The sequence below is a fragment of the Enterobacter huaxiensis genome (assembly GCF_003594935.2).
GTDB lineage: Bacteria > Pseudomonadota > Gammaproteobacteria > Enterobacterales > Enterobacteriaceae > Enterobacter > Enterobacter huaxiensis.
Genome location: NZ_CP043342.1, coordinates 4,649,109 through 4,670,443 on the forward strand (window position 1 = coordinate 4,649,109; position 21,335 = coordinate 4,670,443).

Genomic DNA, 21,335 nt, shown 5'->3' on the forward strand with positions numbered 1-21,335 from the left:
TCCTGTTCTTCCCTCGGGTCATGTGGAGCAGTTATGCCTTATTTACTGGAAATGAAAAGCATCACTAAAGCCTTTGGCGCGGTGAAAGCGGTCGATAACGTAAGCCTGCGGCTGAACCCTGGTGAAGTGGTTTCGCTGTGCGGCGAAAACGGTTCGGGCAAATCAACGCTGATGAAAGTGCTGTGCGGTATCTATCCGCACGGCAGCTACGAGGGTGAAATACTCTTTGCCGGCGAGGTAATCCAGGCCACGCATATTCGCGATACCGAGCGTAAAGGCATTGCCATTATTCACCAGGAGCTGGCGCTGGTGAAGCACCTCACGGTGCTGGAAAACATCTTCCTCGGCGCCGAAATTTCACGCCGCGGCGTGCTGGATTACGACACCATGACGCTACGCTGCGAAAAGCTGCTGGCTCAGGTGAGCCTCGCCATCTCGCCCGATACCCGCGTGGGCGACTTAGGCCTGGGTCAGCAACAGCTGGTGGAGATCGCCAAAGCGCTGAACAAACAGGTGAGGCTGCTCATCCTTGATGAACCCACGGCCTCGCTCACCGAACAGGAAACCGCTGTTCTGCTTAACATCATCCGGGACCTGCAAAACCACGGGATCGCCTGTATTTATATTTCGCACAAGCTTAATGAGGTGAAGGCCATCTCGGACACCATCTGCGTGATCCGCGATGGGCAGCACATCGGCACGCGCGAAGCCACAGGCATGAGTGAAGATGACATCATCACCATGATGGTCGGACGCGAACTCACTGCACTTTATCCGAACGAACCCCATACCGTCGGGGAGGAGATCTTACGCGTTGAAAACCTCACCGCCTGGCACCCCGTCAACCGCCACATCAAGCGGGTGAACAATATCGCCTTCTCACTGCATCGCGGTGAGATCCTCGGCATTGCGGGGTTGGTCGGTGCAGGGCGAACCGAGGCCGTGCAGTGCCTTTTCGGCGTGTGGCCGGGGCGCTGGGAAGGGAGCATTTATATCGACGGCCAGCCGGTGAAAATCGATAACTGCCAGCAGGCGATTGCGCAGGGGATCGCCATGGTGCCAGAAGATCGCAAAAAAGACGGCATCGTGCCGTTGATGGCGGTGGGGAAAAACATTACGCTCGCCGCGCTTAATCAGTTCTCCGGCACGCTCACCAGCCTCGACGATGCCGCAGAGCAGCAGTGTATTCTTCAGTCGCTCGCCAGGCTCAAGGTGAAAACCTCCTCACCGGAACTGGCGATTGGACGACTAAGCGGCGGCAACCAGCAGAAGGCCATTCTGGCGCGCTGCCTGCTCCTCAACCCACGCATTTTAATCCTTGATGAACCGACGCGCGGGATCGACATCGGCGCAAAGTATGAAATATACAAACTGATTAATCAGCTTGTGCAGCAAGGGATTGCCGTCATTGTCATCTCGTCTGAACTGCCCGAAGTGCTGGGCCTGAGCGACCGCGTGCTGGTCATGCACGAAGGGAAACTGAAAGCCAACCTGATTAACCAGAACCTGACGCAGGAGCAGGTGATGGAAGCCGCTTTAAGGAGCGAACGCCATGTCGAAAAGCAACCTGTCTGAAAGTAAAGTCACTGTACCGGTGCCCGGTGCGTTCGCGGGGCTAAAAGCGCTGAACCTGCAGGTTTTCGTGATGATCGCGGCCATTATCGCCATCATGCTGTTCTTCACCTGGATGACCGACGGCTCTTATTTAAGCGCGCGTAACGTCTCTAACCTGCTGCGCCAGACCGCCATCACCGGCATTCTGGCCGTGGGGATGGTATTTGTGATTATCTCCGCGGAAATTGACCTGTCGGTAGGCTCTATGATGGGCCTGCTTGGCGGCGTGGCGGCGATCTTTGACGTCTGGCTCGGCTGGCCGCTGCCGCTGACGATTGCCGTCACGCTGGTGCTGGGCCTGGTGCTCGGTGCGTGGAACGGCTGGTGGGTAGCCTATCGCAAGGTCCCGTCATTCATCGTCACCCTGGCGGGCATGCTGGCTTTTCGCGGCATTTTAATTGGCATTACCAACGGCACCACCGTCTCCCCTACCAGCGCGTCAATGTCGCAGATTGGTCAGAGCTACCTCTCCGATGGCGTGGGCTTTACGATCGGCGTGCTGGGGCTGATGGTGTTCGTCGCGTGGCAGTGGCGTGGACGTATGCGCCGTCAGGCGCTGGGTCTGGCGTCACCGGCTTCAACCGCCGTTGTGGGCCGCCAGGCGCTGACGGCCGTGATTGTGCTCGGGGCTATCTGGCTGCTGAACGACTACCGCGGCGTCCCGACGCCCGTCCTGCTGCTGGCCCTCTTGCTGCTGGGCGGGATGTTTATGGCCACGCGCACCGCGTTCGGCCGCCGTATTTATGCTATCGGCGGCAACCTTGAGGCGGCACGTCTGTCGGGCATCAACGTGGAGCGCACCAAGCTCGCCGTCTTTGCCATCAACGGCCTGATGGTCGCGATTGCGGGCCTGATCCTCAGCTCACGCCTGGGGGCAGGTTCACCGTCCGCAGGGAACATTGCAGAGCTGGATGCCATTGCGGCCTGCGTTATCGGCGGTACCAGCCTCGCCGGCGGCGTCGGCAGCGTGGCGGGTGCGGTGATGGGCGCATTTATTATGGCTTCGCTGGATAACGGGATGAGTATGATGGACGTCCCGACGTTTTGGCAGTATATCGTCAAGGGTGCCATTCTGTTGCTGGCAGTCTGGATGGACTCTGCCACCAAGCGACGTGCCTGAGAACAGTATCGTTACCTATTTGGGAAAGTGAGCCATGTTTGAGAAGCGTCACCGCATTACGTTGTTATTCAATGCCAACAAGGCCTACGACCGCCAGGTGGTTGAAGGAGTTGGTGAATATTTGCAGGCGTCGCAATCAGAGTGGGATATCTTTATAGAAGAAGATTTCCGCACCCGTCTGGAGAACATCAAAGACTGGCTGGGTGATGGCGTCATCGCCGATTATGACGATCCGGTCATTGAGCAGTTGCTCACTGACGTCGACGTCCCCATCGTGGGCGTCGGCGGCTCTTATCATGCGCCCGAGAACTATCCGCCGGTCCACTACATCGCCACCGATAACCATGCACTGGTCGAAGCCGCGTTCCTCCATTTAAAAGAGAAAGGCGTGCATCGCTTTGCCTTTTACGGGCTTCCCGCGTCCAGCGGCAAGCGCTGGGCGGTAGAGCGGGAGCACGCGTTCTGCCAGCTGGTAGCGCAGGAGAAATACCGCGGGGTGGTCTATCAGGGGCTGGAAACGGCGCCGGAGAACTGGCAGCACGCGCAAAACCGCCTGGCAGACTGGCTGCAAACGCTGCCGCCGCAGACCGGGATTATTGCCGTAACGGATGCGCGCGCCCGCCACGTGCTTCAGGTCTGCGAACATTTGCATATTCCGGTGCCTGAAAAGCTGTGCGTAATTGGTATCGATAACGAAGAGCTAACGCGCTACCTGTCGCGCGTGGCGCTCTCCTCCGTGGCGCAGGGAACCCGCCAGATGGGCTATCAGGCCGCAAAGCTACTTCATCGATTGCTTGATAACGAATCCCTGGTGCTGCAGCGTTTGCTCGTCCCCCCCGTTCGCGTGGTAGAGCGTCGCTCCACTGACTACCGCTCCTTAAATGACCCGGCCGTTATTCAGGCCATGCACTACATTCGCAACCACGCCTGTAAAGGCATCAAGGTTGATCAGGTCCTGGATTCCGTGGGCATCTCTCGCTCGAATCTGGAAAAACGCTTTAAAGAGGAAGTGGGTGAAACTATTCACGCGGTGATCCATGCGGAAAAACTGGAGAAAGCGCGCAGTTTGCTCATCTCCACGTCGCTGTCCATCAACGAGATCTCACAGATGTGCGGCTACCCGTCGCTGCAGTATTTTTATTCGGTATTCAGAAAGGAGTATGAGACCACGCCGAAGGAGTATCGGGAGCGCTACAGCGAAGTGCTGATTTAAAAAAACAAAACGCCTTCTGAAGGAAGGCGTTTGGGTGAATTACATATGTGCGGCAATCAGGCGCTGGTTATCCTGGTACATCGCAAACAGATAGTTGTTATAGCGCTGTCCCTGAGTGGAATACCCCTTCAGCTTGTGGATCATCGTGCTGGCAGTCACTTCCTGATCCGCTTTACGCAGCTGGGCACGTGACTTACGGAACGAGGAGTAAGCCGGGTGCGTATTCAGGTTTACCACGTAAGCATTCACGGAATCTTTAACTGACTCAAACTGTGAATAGCCCTTCACCTTGCCCGGCGCGTTAGAACAGCGACCTTTGGCACATTTCATGCCAAACAGGTTGTTGTTATTACGGGCCAGCTTAGAGGTGCCCCAGCCGCTTTCGGCTGCAGCCATCGTTGCTACCATGCTGCCAGGAATAATGTCCACGCGTTCTAACAGCGTGTTCCACGGCACGCGACGCGTGTTGCCGTTCCAGCTCACTTTATAGCGTTTTGAAATGTCTTTGAGACGCGTGCGCTCAGACGGCGACCAGCGGCTATCGTACTGTTTTGAGATCAGCCAGTTACGGTCCGCGGTAATCGCAGAGTTTTGACTTGTAATATAAGGCATTACCGTCCGGAGAAACGCTTTTTTCCTTGGTGTCCCGGAAGGGTATTTTCGCAAATCAGGAAGTGAACTACTCTTTGCACTATTGCGAGAATACTCTTGTTTACTGCTAACCTTACTACTACTTGTACTTGTCGTCTTTATGACGTGGGCTTTCTTACTCGTTGTATCCGTGTGCGTCTTAGCAAGCACCTCACCCGAAAATGCCGTGGTGAGTAACATGAGTATCGCGGCCCCATATCGTCGAATGGGAGTCGATATCATTAGGTCTCCTGGTCGGATATATGCATTCCAACACCTTATTTTTTTCACAAATTTGAGAGCGGAATCTCAAATCATAGCAAAAATAGTCTTCCAGAGCACGTATAGAAATAGTCCAATTCCGAAACTATGTCACTCAAAAGCTGCTCATTAAAACAACATTCGCCATAAATTGTGTGCGATATCGCAGTTAACTGGCTAATTTTGCGCGAGATCACTCACCCCTTCGTATCCTCCTGGCAGAACGCGCCGGAGGAGGAGTTTTTCATCCTCGCCCGATGGCACACTGGTCAAAAATGCCGCGACAGGAAAATGGAATGAAACGCACCGCATTAGCTTTTCTGATGTTACCCGCACTGGCACACGCAGACTGGTCTTCGCCGGAGTTTGGCGCATTCAGCGCTGAAGGAACCGGGGTCTTCACCAGCCAGGCAAAGCTTGCGAAGGGTACCCGTCCTCTTACGCTGAGTTTTGACAAGACGTGCTGGCAGCCAACCGATGCGATAAAACTCAACGAGATGCTGTCGCTAAAACGCTGTGAGGGTACACCGCCGCAGTGGCGTCTGTTCCGGGACGGCGAATACCAGATGCGCATCGATACCCGCTCCGGCACACCCACCCTGATGTTGACCATTCAGAGCGCAGCGGAACGTCCTGTCGCGGACGTCACGCGACAGTGTCCGAAGTGGGACGGTAAGCCCTTAACGCTGGACGTGAGCAGCACCTTCCCGGAAGGCACGGTGGTGCGAGATTTCTACAGTAAGCAAACGGCAACGGTGCAGAGCGGGAAAATCACCCTGCAGCCCGCCGCTAACGGTAACGGTCTGCTGCTGCTTGAGCGCGCGGAAACCGATAAGCCTGCGCCGTTTAGCTGGCAAAACGCTACCGTCTATTTTGTGCTGACCGATCGCTTTGTGAACGGTGACCCGACAAACGACAGCAGCTACGGCCGTCATAAAGACGGTATGCAGGAGATAGGGACGTTCCACGGCGGCGATCTCAAAGGACTTGCCGGCAAGCTCGATTATCTTCAGCAGCTGGGCGTTAATGCGCTCTGGATAAGTTCCCCGCTGGAGCAGATCCACGGCTGGGTGGGCGGTGGAACCAAAGGTGACTTCCCGCATTACGCCTATCACGGCTACTACACGCAGGACTGGACGAAGCTCGATGCCAACATGGGCAGCGAGGATGATTTACGCCATCTTGTCGACGAAGCGCACAGGCGCGGGATCCGCATTCTGTTCGATATCGTCATGAACCACGTTGGTTACGCCACGCTGGCGGATATGCAGGAGTACCAGTTTGGTGCCTTATACCTGCAGGGCGATGAAGTGAAAAAGACGCTGGGTGAGCGCTGGACGGACTGGAAGCCGGGGGCAGGCCAAAGCTGGCATAGCTTTAACGACTACATCAACTTCAGCGACAAAGCGGCGTGGGAAAAATGGTGGGGCAAGAAATGGATCCGCACCGATATCGGGGATTACGACAACCCCAGCTTCGATGATTTAACCATGTCCCTGGCCTTCCTGCCCGACCTGAAAACGGAATCCACGACGCCTTCCGGATTGCCAAACTTTTACCAACGCAAGCCCGACACGAACGCTAAAGCAATAGCCAGCTTCACGCCCCGGGATTATCTCACCCACTGGCTCAGCCAGTGGGTGCGTGACTACGGTATCGACGGCTTCCGGGTCGATACTGCAAAACACGTTGAACTCGAGGCGTGGCAGCAGCTGAAAGATCGGGCAAGCCAGGCGCTGGCGGCGTGGAAAGCCGCCAACCCGGATAAAAAGCTCGACAACGCACCGTTCTGGATGACCGGGGAATCCTGGGGCCACGGCGTGATGCAGAGCGATTACTACCGCCACGGTTTCGATGCGATGATCAACTTTGATTACCAGGAGCAGGCGGCGAAAGCGGTAGATTGCCTGGCCGATATCGACCTGACCTGGCAGCAGATGGCAGAAAAACTGCAAAGCTACAACGTCCTGAGCTATCTCTCGTCGCACGATACACGCCTTTTCCGGGAGGGGGGCCAGCGCGCCGCCGAGCTGCTCCTGCTGGCACCGGGCAGCGTACAGATTTACTACGGTGATGAATCCGAGCGTCCGTTCGGCCCGACGGGCTCCGACCCGCTTCAGGGCACCCGCTCGGACATGAACTGGCAGGACGTGACGGGCAAACAGGCCTTAACCGTCGCGCACTGGCAAACTCTGGGACAGTTCCGCGCCCGTCACCCGGCGATTGGTGAAGGCAAGCAAACCACGCTGTCGCTGAAAGAGGGCTACGGCTTCGTGCGTGAGCACAAAGGCGATAAGGTGATGGTGGTATGGGCGGGTAATCAATAAACGGCCCCTCACCCCGTCCCTCTCCCCGATGGGGCGAGGGGGTTTAAACCGCACCGTGCAATCCCCTCTCCCCTCCGGGGAGAGGGTTAGGGTGAGGGGAAACCAACCAGAACAATTCACTACCCAAATAAAAATCCACCACACAAAACAACAAATCCGACCACACCCGTCGATTTGCACCCGCACGGTGCTAGCGTTATGGTTACCCCCTTTCATAATAAGCCCGACAGATCACCTGCTATGACCTTTTCACTTTTCGGCGACAAATTTACCCGCCATTCAGGCATTACCCGCCTGATGGAGGACCTCAACGACGGGCTGCGCACACCGGGCGCAATCATGCTCGGCGGCGGTAATCCGGCTCAAATCCCGGAGATGAATACTTATTTCCAGACGCTGCTGGCGCAGATGCTGGAAAGCGGCAAAGCGACCGACGCGCTTTGCAATTACGACGGCCCTCAGGGAAAAACTGAGCTCCTGTCGCTCCTTGCCGAAATGCTGCGTGAAGAGCTGGGTTGGGATATCGAGCCACAGAATATTGCGCTGACAAACGGCAGCCAGAGCGCATTTTTCTACTTGTTTAACCTCTTCGCAGGGCGTCGCGCCGACGGCACCACCAAAAAAGTGCTGTTCCCGCTGGCACCGGAGTATATCGGCTACGCTGATTCCGGCCTCGAAGAAGACCTGTTCGTCTCCGCGCGCCCGAATATTGAGCTGCTGCCGGAAGGCCAGTTCAAATACCACGTTGATTTTGAACATCTGCACATTGGCGAAGAGACGGGCATGATCTGCGTATCGCGTCCCACCAACCCAACGGGCAACGTCATCACCGACGACGAGCTGATGAAGCTGGATGCGCTGGCCAATCAGCACGGTATCCCTCTGGTTATCGATAACGCCTACGGCGTACCGTTCCCGGGGATTATCTTCAGCGAAGCCCGCCCGCTGTGGAACCCGAACATTGTCCTGTGCATGAGCCTGTCGAAGCTGGGTCTGCCGGGCAGCCGCTGCGGCATCATCATCGCCAATGAAAAAATCATCACTGCCATCACCAATATGAACGGCATTATCAGCCTTTCTCCAGGCGGTATCGGCCCGGCGATGATGTGCGAAATGATCAAACGCAACGACCTGCTGCGTCTGTCGAATGAGGTGATCAAGCCGTTTTATTATCAGCGCGTTCAGGAGACGATCGCGACGCTTCGCCGCTATTTACCGGAAAAACGCTGCCTAATCCACAAGCCGGAAGGTGCCATTTTCCTGTGGCTGTGGTTTAAGGATCTGCCGATTACAACGGAACTGCTTTACCAGCGCCTGAAAAAACGCGGTGTGCTGATGGTGCCGGGTGATTACTTCTTCCCGGGGCTGGATAAACCGTGGCCGCATACGCATCAGTGCATGCGCATGAACTATGTGCCGGACCCGGAAAAAATCGAAGCGGGCGTGAAGATTCTGGCCGAAGAGATTGAAAACGCCTGGCGCGAAGGCGCTCAGTAGCGCGTTATGCCAGATTACGCAGCCTTTCCGCGCGTAATCTGGCGGGATCGACACAGCTCAGCGCGCGGGTTGGGCAGGCTTCTACGCAGGCTGGCCCACCCTTGCGATGCGCGCACAAATCACATTTCAACGCCTGGGCGCGGTTACCCACCGCTCTGACCTGCATCGCCCCAAACGGGCACGCCACCATGCAGCTTTTGCACCCGATACAGCGCGCCTGCTCCACCTCCCAGACGCCAGCGTAACGGCGGATTGCCTGCGTCGGGCAAACGTTAGCACAGGGCGCATCTTCACACTGATGACAGCCAACGGCCGTGGTGTATGAACCGCCTTTAACCACCCGAATGCGGGGCGTAAAGGTGCTTGCGGAGACAGCGCCCTGATGCGACACCACGCAGGCCACCTCACAGGTACGACACCCAATGCATTTTTCCGAATCCGCCGTGATAAATCGGTTCATGTGTTACGCCTCGCGCACGTTAAAACCCAGTTCTTTTGAGATGGCTTCCGCGGTTTCACGCAGCGGTTTGAGCAGGTTCTTCTCGCCCACCTGCTTCATGCGCGACGTCGACAGCGAAATGGAGATCGCATACGGCACGCGCCCGTGAATATCAAAGACCGGCACGGCAATGCAGGATACACCCAGCTCGTTCTCTTCTTTGTCCATCGCCATGCTGCCCTCGCGGATTTCCGCCAGCTCATCATACATCGCGCTCAGTTCGGTAATGGTGTTGCGGGTCAAAGGTTGGATCTGTTCCTGGTGGCTTTCCCAGTAGCTCGCCACGTAATCCTGATGGCCAAACGCCATATAGATTTTGCCCATTGCGGAGCAGTAGAGCGGCATATGCTGGCCGATATAGGCGCGCGTGCGCAGCATGCCGGTTGTCGGCTCCAGCTTATAAATCAGGATCGCGTGGTCGTCTTCGCGGCTGGAAAAGTTGACCGTCTCGCCGGTCGCAATGTTCAGCGCCTCGAGGTGCGGAGCCGCCACGTGGATGATGTTCAGCGACGACAGCGCCTTTTGCCCGACGGCGATAAATTTGGTGGTGAGGCGATAGCTGCCCGCCGCAGGCGCCGGGGTGACATACCCGCACGACTGTAGCCCCTGTAGCAACCGGTGCACGGTGCTCTTATTCAGCCCCGCCAGTTCCGATAAATGCGCAAGCGGGCACCCGTTCGGATAGTTGCTGAGGATCTCAATCAGCATCAGGCCGCGAAACAAGCTCTGGCTACCTGCTGGCCTCTCTTTTTCTTGCGTCATTTCGCTCTCTTTCGTGCTCATCAAATGGCTCCTTTTTTGTCGGCCCTGATGGTAGCGCAAAGTGTGGTTCAGTTCACGATCTCAACAGAAAAAACACAAGCGGTTGATTTTAATCGATTTTGAAAATCATGAATGTCGTTGATCTGGCAAAAATTGATCGCTATATTTGAAATCAGATTTCGCATAGTGAAATTTAGCGATAAAAAAGCACACGCACTTGCCCCTAAAAAAACAGGAGAACAGGGATGAAAGTGACCTTTGAAGAGTTAAAAGCGGCGTTCAATCGAGTTCTGCTCGATCGCGGCGTGAAGGCGGAAACCGCAGACGCCTGCGCCGACATGTTTGCCCGCACCACGGAATCTGGCGTCTATTCACACGGCGTCAACCGCTTCCCGCGCTTTATTCAGCAGCTTGATGCTGGCGACATCATCCCTGACGCCCAGCCAAAACGGGTGACAACATTAGGGGCGATCGAACAGTGGGATGCCCAGCGCTCCATCGGCAACCTGACGGCGAAGAAGATGATGGATCGCGCCACCGAGCTGGCGTCCGATCACGGCATTGGCCTGGTGGCACTGCGTAACGCGAACCACTGGATGCGCGGCGGCAGCTACGGCTGGCAGGCGGCGGAGAAAGGCTACATCGGCATATGCTGGACCAACTCTATCGCCGTGATGCCCGCGTGGGGATCAAAAGAGTGCTGCATCGGCACCAACCCGCTGATCGTTGCTATTCCATCAAGCCCAATCACCATGGTCGATATGTCGATGTCGATGTTCTCTTACGGCATGCTGGAAGTAAACCGTCTGGCCGGGCGCGAGCTGCCGGTTGACGGCGGTTTTGACGATGAGGGGAATCTGACCAGAGAGCCGGGCGTGATCGAGAAAAACCGCCGCATTCTGCCGATGGGCTACTGGAAAGGATCCGGGTTATCGATTGTGCTCGACATGATCGCCACCCTGCTCTCTAACGGCGCCTCCGTCGCGGAAGTGACCCAGGACAACAGCGACGAGTACGGCGTGTCGCAGATCTTTATCGCTATCGAGGTTGATCGCCTGATCGACGGCCCAACCCGCGATGCCAAACTGCAGCGCATCATGGACTTCATCACCACCGCAGAACGCTCTGATGAAAATGTCGCCGTCCGTCTGCCTGGCCATGAATTCACTCGCCTGCTGGAAGAAAACCGCCGGGACGGCATCACCATCGACGACAGCGTGTGGGCGAAAATCCAGTCTCTGTAAGGAGCCGACGATGATATTCGGACATATTTCACAGCCAAACCCGTGCCGCCTGCCGCTGGCGATTGAAAAAGCGCTTCATTTTCTGCGCACCACGGATTTCGCCTCGCTGGAGCCTGGCGTGGTGGAAATTGAAGGGCGCACTATTTTTGCCCAGGTTCTCGACCTGACGACAAAGGAACCGCACGAGAACCGTCCGGAAGTGCACCGCCGCTTTCTGGATATTCAGTTTCTGGCGTGGGGAGAAGAAAAAATCGGTATCGCTATTGATACCGGCAATAACGAAATAAGCGAATCATTACTGGAACAGCGGGATATTATTTTTTATCACGACAGCGAAAATGAATCGTTTATCGAAATGATATCCGGCAGCTATGCCGTATTTTTCCCGCAGGATGTGCATCGTCCTGCCTGTATTAAGAACAAGGAAGCCGCAATTCGTAAAATTGTGGTGAAAGTGGCAATCAGCGAATTAGATTAATTTTCTGATAAATACAGGAACGCGAAATGACCAACACCGGTTTTATTATTGGTGCGTACCCCTGCGCACCCTCGTTTCACCAGAAAGGGGAACAAGAAGAACAATCCTTCTGGCGGGAACTTTCCGACACACCGTATATCCGCGGGCTGGAACAGCCTTGTCTCGAAAGCCTTCATCCGTTTGGTGATGAATGGCTGTTCCGCCATACGCCGGGCGACTGGCAAATCGTAGTCACCGCGGTAATGGAAACCATGCGTAGACGCGGCGCTAACGGTGCCTTTGGCCTGGCATCAGCCGACGAAGAACAGCGTAAAGCGTGCGTTGATTTTTACCGTCATCTGCAACAGAGAATTACTGCCGTGAACGCCCGCTTCCCGGGCAAAGTGATTGCCCTGGAGATGCAGGCAGCCCCGCAGGCGGGCAATGCTTCCGTCGAACAGGCTACCGAGGCGTTTTCACGCTCGATCCGGGAAATCGCGGGCTGGGACTGGGGCTGCGATCTGGTGCTGGAACACTGCGATGCCATGACCGGCCCCGCGCCGCGCAAGGGATTCCTGCCCCTGAAGCAGGTGCTGGAGGTGGTGAAAGACACCGATATCAGCGTCTGTATCAACTGGGCGCGCTCGGCTATCGAAGGCCGTAATACGACGCTCCCGCTGGAACATGTTCAGGCCGCACTCCGTGCCGGAAAGCTGGGAGCAGTGATGTTTTCGGGCACGACTACTCGCGGGGAGTACGGTGAATGGCAGGATCTGCACACGCCCTTTTCTTCATTCTGCACCGACAGTTTGATGTCCACTGAACACGCAAAATCACTCTTTACTGCGGCGAGCGCCGCAACGTTGAAATTCTCCGGTATTAAATTACTGGAAATAAATGCTAATGCTGACGTCAGCCATCGCATCGCTATTTTGCGCGACGGCATTAGCGAAATGAATAAAGCAACGCAATAACAATAAAAACATCCCTATTCCGGTTACATTGACTGAGACAGTAAATATGAACACTTACTCGAATGCTCTACAAGCGGATATACCGCGTCAGCGCTGGCTAAGAATCATTCCTCCTATTCTTATCGCGTGCATCATTTCGTATATGGACCGCGTAAACATCGCCTTTGCGATGCCCGGCGGCATGGATGAAGAACTGGGCATCACCGCTACTATGGCGGGCCTGGCGGGTGGGATCTTCTTTATTGGCTATCTGTTCCTGCAGGTTCCCGGCGGCAAGATTGCCGTTCACGGCAGCGGCAAGAAGTTTATCGGCTGGTCGCTGGTCGCCTGGGCGGTAATTTCGGTGCTGACCGGTCTTGTCACCAACCAGTACCAGCTGCTGGTGCTGCGCTTCTTACTCGGCGTGGCGGAAGGCGGGATGCTGCCCGTCGTGCTCACCATGATCAGCAACTGGTTCCCGGACGCCGAGCGCGGCCGCGCCAATGCCATTGTGATTATGTTCGTTCCCATCGCGGGGATTATCACCGCCCCGCTGTCGGGCTGGATCATCACCGCGCTCGACTGGCGCTGGCTGTTCATCATTGAAGGTTTGATGTCCGTCGTTGTGCTGGTGCTGTGGGCCTTTACCGTTTACGACCGACCGCAGGAAGCGCGCTGGATTTCAGACGCCGAGAAGAATTACCTGGTGAAAACGCTGGCGGCTGAGCAGCGGGCCATTGCCGGTAAAGAGGTAAAAAACGCGTCCCTGAGCGCCGTGCTTTCCGACAAAACCATGTGGCAGCTGATTGCACTTAACTTCTTTTACCAGACCGGAATTTACGGTTACACGCTCTGGCTACCAACCATCCTGAAGGAGCTGACGCACACCAGCATCGGCCAGGTGGGCATGCTAGCCGTGCTGCCTTACGTCGGCGCGATTGCGGGTATGTTCTTGTTCTCGACCCTCTCCGACCGCACCGGCAAGCGCAAGCTGTTCGTCTCCCTGCCGCTGATTGGCTTTGCGCTCTGCATGTTCCTCTCCGTGGCGCTGAAAGAGAGTACCTGGCTGGCGTATTCCGCACTGGTGGGCTGCGGGTTCTTCCTGCAATCCGCCGCGGGCGTGTTCTGGACGATCCCGGCGCGTCTGTTTAGCGCAGAGATGGCGGGCGGCGCGCGCGGCGTGATCAACGCGCTTGGCAACCTTGGCGGATTCTGCGGCCCGTATGCGGTTGGCGTGCTGATCACCCTGTACAGCAAAGACGCGGGCGTTTATTGCCTGGCGGTGTCGCTGGCGCTGGCCTCTCTGCTGGCCCTGCTGCTGCCGGCGAAATGCGATGCCGGAGCAGAGTCTAACCCCACGGTGAACCCGCACAAGCGTGCGGCCTGATGCCCTCACCCCAGCCCTCTCCCACGGGGAGAGGGAGAAAACCGAACCGTAGGCCGGGTAAACGAAGCGCCACCCGGCGAATAAGTGAGATGAAGATGAGTGAAAAAGAGCCCTTCTGGCTGGGTATCGACTGTGGCGGTACGTATCTGAAAGCCGGTCTATACAACCGCCAGGGCAAGGAAATCTGCATCGAGCGACGCTCCGTTGCCACGCTTAGCCCGTGCCCGGGCTACGCGGAGCGGGATATGCACTCGCTCTGGCAGCATTGCCACGCTACCGTCTCCACGCTGCTCAAACATTCAGGCGTAGACAGTAAACAGATCAAAGGTGTCGGCATTTCTGCTCAGGGCAAAGGGCTGTTTCTACTCGATAAACAGGACCGGCCTCTGGGCAACGCTATGCTCTCTTCCGACCGCCGGGCGCTGGAGATCGTGCAGCGCTGGCAGCAGGACGGCATTCCTGAAAAGCTCTATCCGCATACGCGCCAGACGCTGTGGACAGGGCATCCGGCTTCGCTCCTGCGCTGGGTGAAAGAGAACGAGCCGCAGCGGTACCAGCAGATCGGCTGCGTGATGATGGCGCACGACTATCTGCGCTGGTGCCTCACCGGCGTGAAGGGCTGCGAGGAGAGCAATATCTCCGAGTCCAATCTCTACAACATGACTACCGGGAAATACGACCCCCAGCTCACGCGCTGGCTCGGTATCAGCGAAATAGACGGCGCCCTGCCGCCGATTGTCGGTTCAGCAGAAATTTGCGGGGAAATCACCGCTCAGGCAGCCGCACTGACCGGTCTCGCGGCGGGTACGCCCGTCGTTGGTGGACTGTTTGATGTGGTTTCCACCGCGATCTGCGCCGGGCTTCACGACGAACATACGCTGAATGCCGTTATGGGCACCTGGGCCGTCACCAGCGGGATCGCCAGCGCACCTCGCGACAACGAGCCGTTCCCGTACGTCTATGGCCGTTACGTTCACCCGCAGCAGTTCATCGTTCACGAAGCCAGCCCCACCTCATCCGGCAACCTGGAGTGGCTCACCGCGCAGTGGGGCGACATCTCATTTGATGAGATCAACCACGCCGTGGCCAGCCTGCCGAAAGCGGAAAGCGATCTGTTCTTCCTGCCGTTTTTGTACGGCAGCAACGCCGGGCTGGAGATGACCAGCGGCTTCTACGGCATGCAGGCGCTGCACACCCGCGCGCATCTGCTGCAGGCCGTTTACGAGGGCGTGGTGTTCAGCCACATGACCCACCTCAACCGCATGCTCGAACGCTTTACCCAGGTGCAGGCGCTGCGCGTGACGGGTGGCCCGACACATTCGGACGTGTGGATGCAAATGCTCGCCGACGTCAGCGGCCTGGCGATTGAGCTGCCGCAGGTGGAAGAGACAGGCTGCTCCGGCGCGGCGCTGGCGGCGCTGGTAGGCACCGGCATTTACCCGGACTTCCACACCGCGCAGCGGGCCCTCAAGCACGACATTCGTGTGATTGAACCCGACATGCACGCCCATGCGGCCTACCAGCGCAAATATCACCGCTACCAGCTACTGATTTCAGCACTACAGGGCTATCACGCCCGCGTTAAGGAGTACGACCTATGAGCCGACCATTACTGCAGCTGGCGCTCGACCACACCTCGCTTCAGGCCGCCCAGCGCGACGTCGCAACGCTTTCAGAGTGCGTCGACATCGTTGAAGCCGGCACCATTTTGTGCCTGACCGAAGGGCTGAACGCCGTGCGCGCCCTGCGAGAGCAGTGCCCGGATAAAATCATCGTGGCGGACTGGAAGGTCGCCGACGCCGGGGAAACCCTGGCTGAACAGGCATTTGGCGCAGGCGCGAACTGGATGACCATCATCTGCGCCGCGCCGCTGGCAACCGTTGAACGAGGCCACGAGGTCGCACAGCGCTGCGGCGGCGAAATCCAGATGGAGCTGTTTGGCAACTGGACGCTGGACGACGCGCGCGCCTGGTATCGCACTGGCGTGAAGCAGGCAATCTACCATCGCGGGCGCGACGCGCAGGCCAGCGGTCAGCAATGGGGCGAAGCGGATCTCGCGAAAATGAAGGCGCTTTCCGATATCGGCCTGCAGCTCTCGATTACCGGCGGTATCACCCCCGCCGACCTGCCCCTGTTTAAGCAGATCAACGTCAAAGCCTTTATTGCCGGGCGCGCGCTGGCAGGCGCCGCTAATCCGCCGCAGGTGGCACAGGCATTCCATTCGCAAATCCGCGACATCTGGGGAGCGTAACCATGCGTCAGCATCCGTTAGGTATTTACGAAAAAGCGCTGTCGAAAGATCTCTCCTGGCCAGAGCGCCTGGTGCTGGCGAAAAGCTGCGGGTTCGATTTTGTTGAGATGTCTGTCGACGAAACCGACGAACGCTTATCGCGCCTTGAGTGGAGCACCACGCAGCGCGCTTCGCTGGTTGAAGCGATGCTGGAAACCGGCGTGGCGATCCCGTCGATGTGTCTTTCCGCCCACCGCCGCTTTCCGTTTGGCAGCCGGGATGAATCCGTGCGTCAACGCGCTCGCGAGATCATGACCAAAGCCATCAGGCTGGCGCGTGACCTGGGCATTCGCACCATTCAGCTTGCCGGGTATGACGTCTATTACGAAGAGCACGATGAAGGCACGCAGCAGCGTTTCGCTGAAGGGCTGGCGTGGGCGGTAGAGCAGGCCGCCGCCGCGCAGGTGATGCTGGCGGTGGAGATCATGGATACCGCGTTTATGAACTCCATCAGCAAGTGGAAAAAGTGGGACGAGATGCTCGCCTCGCCGTGGTTCAGCGTTTACCCGGACGTTGGCAACCTGAGCGCGTGGGGCAACGACGTCACCGCCGAGCTGACGCTGGGCATTGACCGCATCGCCGCGATCCACCTGAAGGACACCCAGCCCGTTACCGCACAAAGCCCCGGGCAGTTCCGCGACGTGCCGTTTGGCGAGGGCTGCGTCGATTTCGTTGGCGTGTTTAACACGCTGAATAAGCTCAACTATCGCGGCGCGTTTCTGATTGAAATGTGGACCGAAAAAGCAAAAGAGCCGGTGCTGGAAATTATCCAGGCGCGCCGCTGGATTGAAGCCCGCATGCAGGAAGGAGGCATGACATGTTAGAACAACTCAAAGCCGAGGTGCTGGCGGCAAACCTGGCGCTGCCCGCCCACCAGCTGGTGACTTTTACCTGGGGCAACGTCAGCGCGGTTGACCGCGAAAGCGGCCTGATGGTGATCAAGCCCTCCGGCGTGGAGTACGACGTGATGACGGCAGAGGATATGGTGGTGGTGGATATCGCCACCGGCCAGGTCGTTGAAGGCAGCAAAAAGCCCTCCTCCGACACGCCAACCCACCTTGCGCTGTACCGCCGTTACCCGGAGATTGGCGGCATCGTGCATACCCACTCCCGCCACGCCACCATCTGGTCGCAGGCGGGTCAGGATTTACCCGCCTGGGGCACAACGCACGCGGACTATTTCTACGGGGCAATCCCCTGTACACGGCGGATGACCACGGCTGAAATCGCGGGCGAGTATGAATACCAGACGGGTGAAGTGATCATTCATACGTTCGAAGAGCGCGACTTAAGCCCGATGCAGATCCCGGCGGTGCTGGTGCACTCCCACGGTCCGTTTGCCTGGGGTAAAGACGCTGCCGACGCGGTCCACAATGCCGTGGTGCTGGAAGAGTGCGCCTATATGGGCCTGTTCTCGCGCCAGCTTGCGCCGCAGTTGCCGGTAATGCAGCAGGAGCTGCTCGACAAGCATTATCTGCGCAAGCACGGGGCGAATGCCTATTACGGCCAGTGATGCTCTTTACAGGTCGTAGGCCGGGTAAGGCGAAGCCGCCACCCGGCTTTACCGCATCAGAAACGCCAGGTCAGGCCGGTCATCAGCGCGAAGCTGTCGTCGCGGTCAATCATCGGGCTGTTCTTCACGTCGTCAGGCAGCACGGTATACACCGCGCTCGCATTCAGGAACAGGTTTTGCGTCAGCTGGTATTTCGCGGCCAGGCCAACGTATGGCGTCCAGCTGTTGCCTGCGGTGTATTCATCCAGGCCCGAGCGACGTGACTCGCTGCCCGATACGCCGTAGTAATAGTCGTTGTAGCTTTCGTCGCTGTAGAAAATGCCCAGGGAAGGGATCAGCGTCAGGCGATCCATGCGGATGGGATGGAAGTAAGAGATCTCACCGACCACGCCACCGCTTTCGTCCATTGCATCGCCGGAGACGGCAAATTTAAGGCTCCCCCAGCTTTCATGGCGATAGTATGCGCCGCCCAGGAATGCCGAGGCTTTACGCTCATCCAGGTGTTTCATCTGATGGTCGTCGTTATCATCCGGATCAAAATGCAGCGGCATCCAGGATGCGGTCAGGCTAATTTCATTCTTGCTGTCTTTCCACAGGATCCATCCCCCGGTGGTTTGACGAACATAGAAATTGTCACCCTCGTAGCTGATTAACGGCACTGCGGTGGTATTTTCATTGTACCCTTTGAAAGGTGACTCATTAAATACCGCCCCCGCCCCAACTGAAAAGTCACCGGCCATTGCAGATGATGCTGCAAATAACGTAGCAGCGATAAGTAAATTCTTTTTAATAGTCATTCCATGCAATCCATTTAAACGCCAACAGGCGGGGCGAATAATAATGGTTACAAATTTGCCAATGCAACGCCGTAGTTTATATAATATTATATATAGAATCATATAGATGAGCGTGCATGATGATTAAACTGCAATTAAAGCCGCGTGAGTTAAAAATTATCTCAGTCATCGCCGCAACGCGCAGCATTGGTGATGCCGCGGCGCTGTTAGGGATAGCGCAGGCCAATGTGAGTAAATATTTATCTGATTTTGAAACGCGCGTTGGACTCAAGGTGTTTGAACGCACGACTCGTCAGTTAGCGCTTACTCAGTTCGGTGAGGCGTTAATGCCCTACATCAATGAAACGCTTGATAAAAACACCCAACTTATTAATTTTATTGCGGATTATAAGCATGAGAAGCGTGGAAAAGTCACGATTTACGCCCCTACCGGCATCGTGACCTATCTGGCACGGCATGTGATCCACAGGATTGAGGAGATCGGCGATATTCGCCTGTCGTTGAAAACCTACAACCTCGATCGCAACGAGTTTTCTGAGGGCGTTTCCTTTCCGGATGACTGCGATATTTTAATCACCTACGCTCAGCCTAAAGATGAAAACTTAGTTGCCAGCATCCTCACTAAATATTCTGTCACCGCATTTGCAAGCAAAGAGTATTTAAATAAACACCCCATTACAGGGCCGGAAGATTTGATCAACCACTCCTGTATATTAATAGACTCGATGTTGGTTGACGATGCAAATATCTGGCGCTTCCGCGTTCACGGAAGCGATGAGGCTCAAGATTATAAAGTGACGGGAAACTATATTTGCGACAATACCCAGACCGCTCTCGAACTCGCCAGAAATAATCTGGGTATTGTTTTCGCGCCAAAAGAAAGCCTGAAAAAAGAGTTAACGCACGGGATGCTGGTCCCCTGCTTTCCGCACCAGGAAGAGTGGTGGCTCGATCTGACCGCCATCTTCCGCAAGCGTGAATATCAGCCATGGCGCGTGCAGTACGTGCTCGACGGCGTGCTGAACTGCCTGCGCCAGCAGGTTACTCAGGCCATCCACGGACGGCCTGAGCTGGGCGACTAGAACAGCCCAAGCGGTTTATCAGAATAGCTCACCAGCAGGCATTTCGTTTGCTGGTAGTGCTCCAGCATCATCTTGTGCGTTTCGCGCCCTATGCCCGACTGTTTGTAGCCGCCAAACGCGGCATGCGCAGGATAAGCGTGATAGCAGTTTGTCCACACGCGCCCGGCCTGAATGCCCCGGCCCATTTTATACGCCAGATTACCGTTACGGCTCCAGACGCCCGCCCCCAGGCCATACTGCGTGTCGTTGGCAATCTCCAGCGCGTCGTCCATCGTTTTGAAGGTCGTCACGGCCAGTACCGGGCCGAAGATTTCCTCCTGGAAGACGCGCATATCGTTCTTGCCGAACAGGATTGTCGGTTCAAGGTAATACCCTTCCTGCAGATCGCCGCCCAGCATCTTACGTCGACCGCCGGTCAGGACGTCCGCGCCCTCTTTCTTGCCGATATCAATGTAGTTGAGGATGGTTTCCAGCTGCCCGTGCGACACCTGCGCCCCCATCTGCGTAACGTTATCAAGCGGGTTACCGCTGCGGATAGACTCCACGCGGCGGATCGCCCGCTCCATAAAGCGCTCATAGATAGACTCCTGCACCAGCGCGCGGCTTGGGCAGGTGCAGACTTCACCCTGGTTAAACGCAAAGAGCGCAAACCCTTCCAGGGCTTTATCAAAGAAGGCGTCTTCTTCATCCATCACGTCGGCAAAGAAAATGTTTGGCGATTTACCGCCCAGCTCCAGCGTGACGGGAATGATGTTCTGGGTCGCGTACTGCATGATCTGCTGGCCCACTTCCGTCGACCCGGTAAACGCCACTTTGGCGATGCGTTTTGAGGTCGCCAGATATTCACCGATTTCGCCGCCGGCACCGTTAACCACGTTGATGACGCCAGGTGGCAGCAGATCGCCAATCACCTCCATCAGCAGCAGCACGGAAAGCGGCGTTAAGCGCGCAGGCTTGAGCACCACGCAGTTGCCCGCCGCCAGCGCGGGCGCCATCTTCCAGCTCGCCATCAGCAGCGGGAAGTTCCACGGAATAATTTGCCCCACCACGCCCAGCGGCTCGTGGAAGTGATACGCCACGGTATCTTTATCTACTTCGCTGATCCCCCCCTCCTGGGCGCGAATGCAGGAGGCAAAATAGCGGAAATGGTCAATCGCTAGCGGGACATCCGCCGCCATGGTTTCACGGATCGGCTTACCGTTGTCCCAGGTCTCCGCCGTTGCCAGCAGCTCAAGATTCTGCTTCATCCGATCGGCAATTTTGAACAAGATGGCGGCCCTGTCCTGCACGGACGTCTGCCCCCACTTGTCTTTGGCTTTATGCGCCGCATCCAGCGCCAGATCGATATCGCGCTTGCCCGAGCTGGCTATTTCACACAGCGGCTGGCCGGTGACGGGCGTCAGGTTGGAATAGTATTCGCCGTCGACGGGCGCCACCCAGTCGCCGCCGATAAAGTTGTCATAACGGGGTTTAAGCTTGAGCGGAAAACCATACTCGCCGGGCTGGATACGCGATGAGGGAGGATTGTTTGTCATGACCATCTCCTTGCTGTTGATGTACAACAAGGGTAGTTCTGGCTGGCGATTTTCTCGCCAGCCGGTGACGGGTTTACGAGCCGTATCACGGATTACCCTACTTTACGTTTCGTTTCTGCCGCTGAGCCATACTTAACAGCTAAAGGGCTCAGGA

The 21,335-nt window shown here is 56.8% G+C and carries 19 protein-coding genes; 14 read left to right on the top strand and 5 right to left on the bottom strand.

The genetic code is table 11. From position 1 onward, the window contains the following. Positions 1 to 33: 33 nt before the first annotated feature. Genes D5067_RS22155 through xylR form a run of 3 tightly spaced genes read left to right on the top strand, consistent with a single transcriptional unit; the run spans position 34 to position 3,947 of the window. Complete coding sequence (locus tag D5067_RS22155) at positions 34 to 1,575, top strand: xylose ABC transporter ATP-binding protein (RefSeq protein WP_119938217.1); 1,542 nt, start codon at positions 34 to 36, stop codon at positions 1,573 to 1,575. Next, positions 1,553 to 2,734: a xylose ABC transporter permease XylH gene (gene xylH / locus D5067_RS22160; protein WP_119938216.1), complete on the top strand. Its 1,182-nt coding sequence runs from the start codon at positions 1,553 to 1,555 to the stop codon at positions 2,732 to 2,734. The genes D5067_RS22155 and xylH overlap by 23 nt, the downstream gene beginning before the upstream one ends. Positions 2,735 to 2,768: 34 nt before the next feature. Continuing rightward, positions 2,769 to 3,947: a D-xylose utilization transcriptional activator XylR gene (xylR, locus tag D5067_RS22165; RefSeq protein ID WP_119938215.1), complete on the top strand. Its 1,179-nt coding sequence runs from the start codon at positions 2,769 to 2,771 to the stop codon at positions 3,945 to 3,947. 39 nt (positions 3,948 to 3,986) lie between these two features. Here the strand turns inward: xylR and D5067_RS22170 are convergent, their stop codons facing one another. Then, the gene (locus tag D5067_RS22170) at positions 3,987 to 4,820 is read right to left on the bottom strand and encodes a protein bax (protein ID WP_119938250.1); all 834 of its coding nucleotides are present in this window, start codon (positions 4,818 to 4,820) and stop codon (positions 3,987 to 3,989) included. A 314-nt stretch (positions 4,821 to 5,134) separates the two neighbouring features. Between D5067_RS22170 and D5067_RS22175 the strand changes: the two genes are divergently transcribed. Next, complete coding sequence (locus tag D5067_RS22175) at positions 5,135 to 7,165, top strand: alpha-amylase (protein ID WP_119938214.1); 2,031 nt, start codon at positions 5,135 to 5,137, stop codon at positions 7,163 to 7,165. 240 nt (positions 7,166 to 7,405) lie between these two features. Beyond that, the gene (gene avtA, locus D5067_RS22180) at positions 7,406 to 8,662 is read left to right on the top strand and encodes a valine--pyruvate transaminase (protein ID WP_119938213.1); all 1,257 of its coding nucleotides are present in this window, start codon (positions 7,406 to 7,408) and stop codon (positions 8,660 to 8,662) included. Between the two features lie 4 nt (positions 8,663 to 8,666). Here avtA and D5067_RS22185 read toward each other — a convergent pair whose 3' ends face one another. Continuing rightward, entirely contained in the window at positions 8,667 to 9,122 is a 456-nt protein-coding gene (locus D5067_RS22185) for a 4Fe-4S dicluster domain-containing protein (protein WP_119938212.1), read from the bottom strand. Between the two features lie 3 nt (positions 9,123 to 9,125). After that, complete coding sequence (gene yiaJ / locus D5067_RS22190; RefSeq protein ID WP_119938211.1) at positions 9,126 to 9,944, bottom strand: IclR family transcriptional regulator YiaJ; 819 nt, start codon at positions 9,942 to 9,944, stop codon at positions 9,126 to 9,128. 224 nt (positions 9,945 to 10,168) lie between these two features. On the opposite strand from yiaJ, the gene yiaK reads away from it, so the two are divergent. The 8 genes from yiaK (at position 10,169) to araD (ending at position 17,767) form a co-directional block, all read left to right on the top strand. Further along, positions 10,169 to 11,167 (top strand): 3-dehydro-L-gulonate 2-dehydrogenase, encoded by a 999-nt coding sequence (gene yiaK / locus D5067_RS22195; RefSeq protein WP_119938210.1) that lies wholly within the window; start codon positions 10,169 to 10,171, stop codon positions 11,165 to 11,167. A gap of 10 nt (positions 11,168 to 11,177) precedes the next feature. After that, a complete protein-coding gene (locus D5067_RS22200; protein ID WP_119938209.1) occupies positions 11,178 to 11,645 on the top strand; it encodes a YhcH/YjgK/YiaL family protein in 468 nt (155 codons plus the stop codon). Positions 11,646 to 11,671: 26 nt separating this feature from the next. Next, positions 11,672 to 12,598 (top strand): DUF4862 family protein, encoded by a 927-nt coding sequence (locus D5067_RS22205; RefSeq protein ID WP_119938208.1) that lies wholly within the window; start codon positions 11,672 to 11,674, stop codon positions 12,596 to 12,598. A gap of 46 nt (positions 12,599 to 12,644) precedes the next feature. After that, a complete protein-coding gene (locus D5067_RS22210) occupies positions 12,645 to 13,964 on the top strand; it encodes an MFS transporter (RefSeq protein WP_119938207.1) in 1,320 nt (439 codons plus the stop codon). Between the two features lie 95 nt (positions 13,965 to 14,059). Then, positions 14,060 to 15,565 (top strand): FGGY-family carbohydrate kinase, encoded by a 1,506-nt coding sequence (locus tag D5067_RS22215; protein WP_119938249.1) that lies wholly within the window; start codon positions 14,060 to 14,062, stop codon positions 15,563 to 15,565. After that, positions 15,562 to 16,215, top strand: a complete 654-nt coding sequence (gene ulaD / locus D5067_RS22220) for a 3-keto-L-gulonate-6-phosphate decarboxylase UlaD (RefSeq protein WP_119938206.1) — start codon at positions 15,562 to 15,564, stop codon at positions 16,213 to 16,215. Before D5067_RS22215 ends, ulaD begins: the two co-directional genes overlap by 4 nt. 2 nt (positions 16,216 to 16,217) lie before the next feature. Continuing rightward, complete coding sequence (locus D5067_RS22225) at positions 16,218 to 17,078, top strand: L-ribulose-5-phosphate 3-epimerase (protein WP_119938205.1); 861 nt, start codon at positions 16,218 to 16,220, stop codon at positions 17,076 to 17,078. Continuing rightward, positions 17,072 to 17,767: an L-ribulose-5-phosphate 4-epimerase gene (araD, locus tag D5067_RS22230; RefSeq protein ID WP_119938204.1), complete on the top strand. Its 696-nt coding sequence runs from the start codon at positions 17,072 to 17,074 to the stop codon at positions 17,765 to 17,767. Before D5067_RS22225 ends, araD begins: the two co-directional genes overlap by 7 nt. 56 nt (positions 17,768 to 17,823) lie before the next feature. On the opposite strand, the gene D5067_RS22235 is transcribed toward araD, so the two are convergent. Then, the gene (locus D5067_RS22235) at positions 17,824 to 18,564 is read right to left on the bottom strand and encodes a MipA/OmpV family protein (protein ID WP_119938203.1); all 741 of its coding nucleotides are present in this window, start codon (positions 18,562 to 18,564) and stop codon (positions 17,824 to 17,826) included. Between the two features lie 116 nt (positions 18,565 to 18,680). Here D5067_RS22235 and D5067_RS22240 point away from each other — a divergent pair, with 116 nt between their 5' ends. Beyond that, positions 18,681 to 19,646 carry a LysR family transcriptional regulator gene (locus D5067_RS22240; RefSeq protein WP_119938202.1) on the top strand — a complete coding sequence of 322 codons (966 nt, stop codon included), beginning with the start codon at positions 18,681 to 18,683 and terminating at the stop codon, positions 19,644 to 19,646. Here D5067_RS22240 and exaC read toward each other — a convergent pair. After that, positions 19,643 to 21,181 (bottom strand): acetaldehyde dehydrogenase ExaC, encoded by a 1,539-nt coding sequence (gene exaC, locus D5067_RS22245; RefSeq protein ID WP_119938201.1) that lies wholly within the window; start codon positions 21,179 to 21,181, stop codon positions 19,643 to 19,645. The two genes, D5067_RS22240 and exaC, sit on opposite strands and share 4 nt — an antisense overlap. Between the last annotated feature and the right edge of the window lie 154 nt (positions 21,182 to 21,335).

Bases quoted from the DNA above. Each gene is read 5' to 3' on its own strand.
- D5067_RS22205 (WP_119938208.1), top strand. From the start codon at position 11,672: ATGACCAACACCGGTTTTATTATTGGTGCGTACCCCTGCGCACCCTCG.
- avtA (WP_119938213.1), top strand. From the start codon at position 7,406: ATGACCTTTTCACTTTTCGGCGACAAATTTACCCGCCATTCAGGCATT.
- xylR (WP_119938215.1), top strand. From the start codon at position 2,769: ATGTTTGAGAAGCGTCACCGCATTACGTTGTTATTCAATGCCAACAAG.
- D5067_RS22210 (WP_119938207.1), top strand. From the start codon at position 12,645: ATGAACACTTACTCGAATGCTCTACAAGCGGATATACCGCGTCAGCGC.
- D5067_RS22185 (WP_119938212.1), bottom strand. From the start codon at position 9,122: ATGAACCGATTTATCACGGCGGATTCGGAAAAATGCATTGGGTGTCGT.
- D5067_RS22170 (WP_119938250.1), bottom strand. From the start codon at position 4,820: ATGATATCGACTCCCATTCGACGATATGGGGCCGCGATACTCATGTTA.
- xylH (WP_119938216.1), top strand. From the start codon at position 1,553: ATGTCGAAAAGCAACCTGTCTGAAAGTAAAGTCACTGTACCGGTGCCC.
- yiaJ (WP_119938211.1), bottom strand. From the start codon at position 9,944: ATGAGCACGAAAGAGAGCGAAATGACGCAAGAAAAAGAGAGGCCAGCA.
- D5067_RS22200 (WP_119938209.1), top strand. From the start codon at position 11,178: ATGATATTCGGACATATTTCACAGCCAAACCCGTGCCGCCTGCCGCTG.
- D5067_RS22235 (WP_119938203.1), bottom strand. From the start codon at position 18,564: ATGACTATTAAAAAGAATTTACTTATCGCTGCTACGTTATTTGCAGCA.
- D5067_RS22175 (WP_119938214.1), top strand. From the start codon at position 5,135: ATGAAACGCACCGCATTAGCTTTTCTGATGTTACCCGCACTGGCACAC.
- D5067_RS22225 (WP_119938205.1), top strand. From the start codon at position 16,218: ATGCGTCAGCATCCGTTAGGTATTTACGAAAAAGCGCTGTCGAAAGAT.
- exaC (WP_119938201.1), bottom strand. From the start codon at position 21,181: ATGACAAACAATCCTCCCTCATCGCGTATCCAGCCCGGCGAGTATGGT.
- yiaK (WP_119938210.1), top strand. From the start codon at position 10,169: ATGAAAGTGACCTTTGAAGAGTTAAAAGCGGCGTTCAATCGAGTTCTG.
- D5067_RS22240 (WP_119938202.1), top strand. From the start codon at position 18,681: ATGATGATTAAACTGCAATTAAAGCCGCGTGAGTTAAAAATTATCTCA.
- ulaD (WP_119938206.1), top strand. From the start codon at position 15,562: ATGAGCCGACCATTACTGCAGCTGGCGCTCGACCACACCTCGCTTCAG.
- D5067_RS22215 (WP_119938249.1), top strand. From the start codon at position 14,060: ATGAGTGAAAAAGAGCCCTTCTGGCTGGGTATCGACTGTGGCGGTACG.
- D5067_RS22155 (WP_119938217.1), top strand. From the start codon at position 34: ATGCCTTATTTACTGGAAATGAAAAGCATCACTAAAGCCTTTGGCGCG.
- araD (WP_119938204.1), top strand. From the start codon at position 17,072: ATGTTAGAACAACTCAAAGCCGAGGTGCTGGCGGCAAACCTGGCGCTG.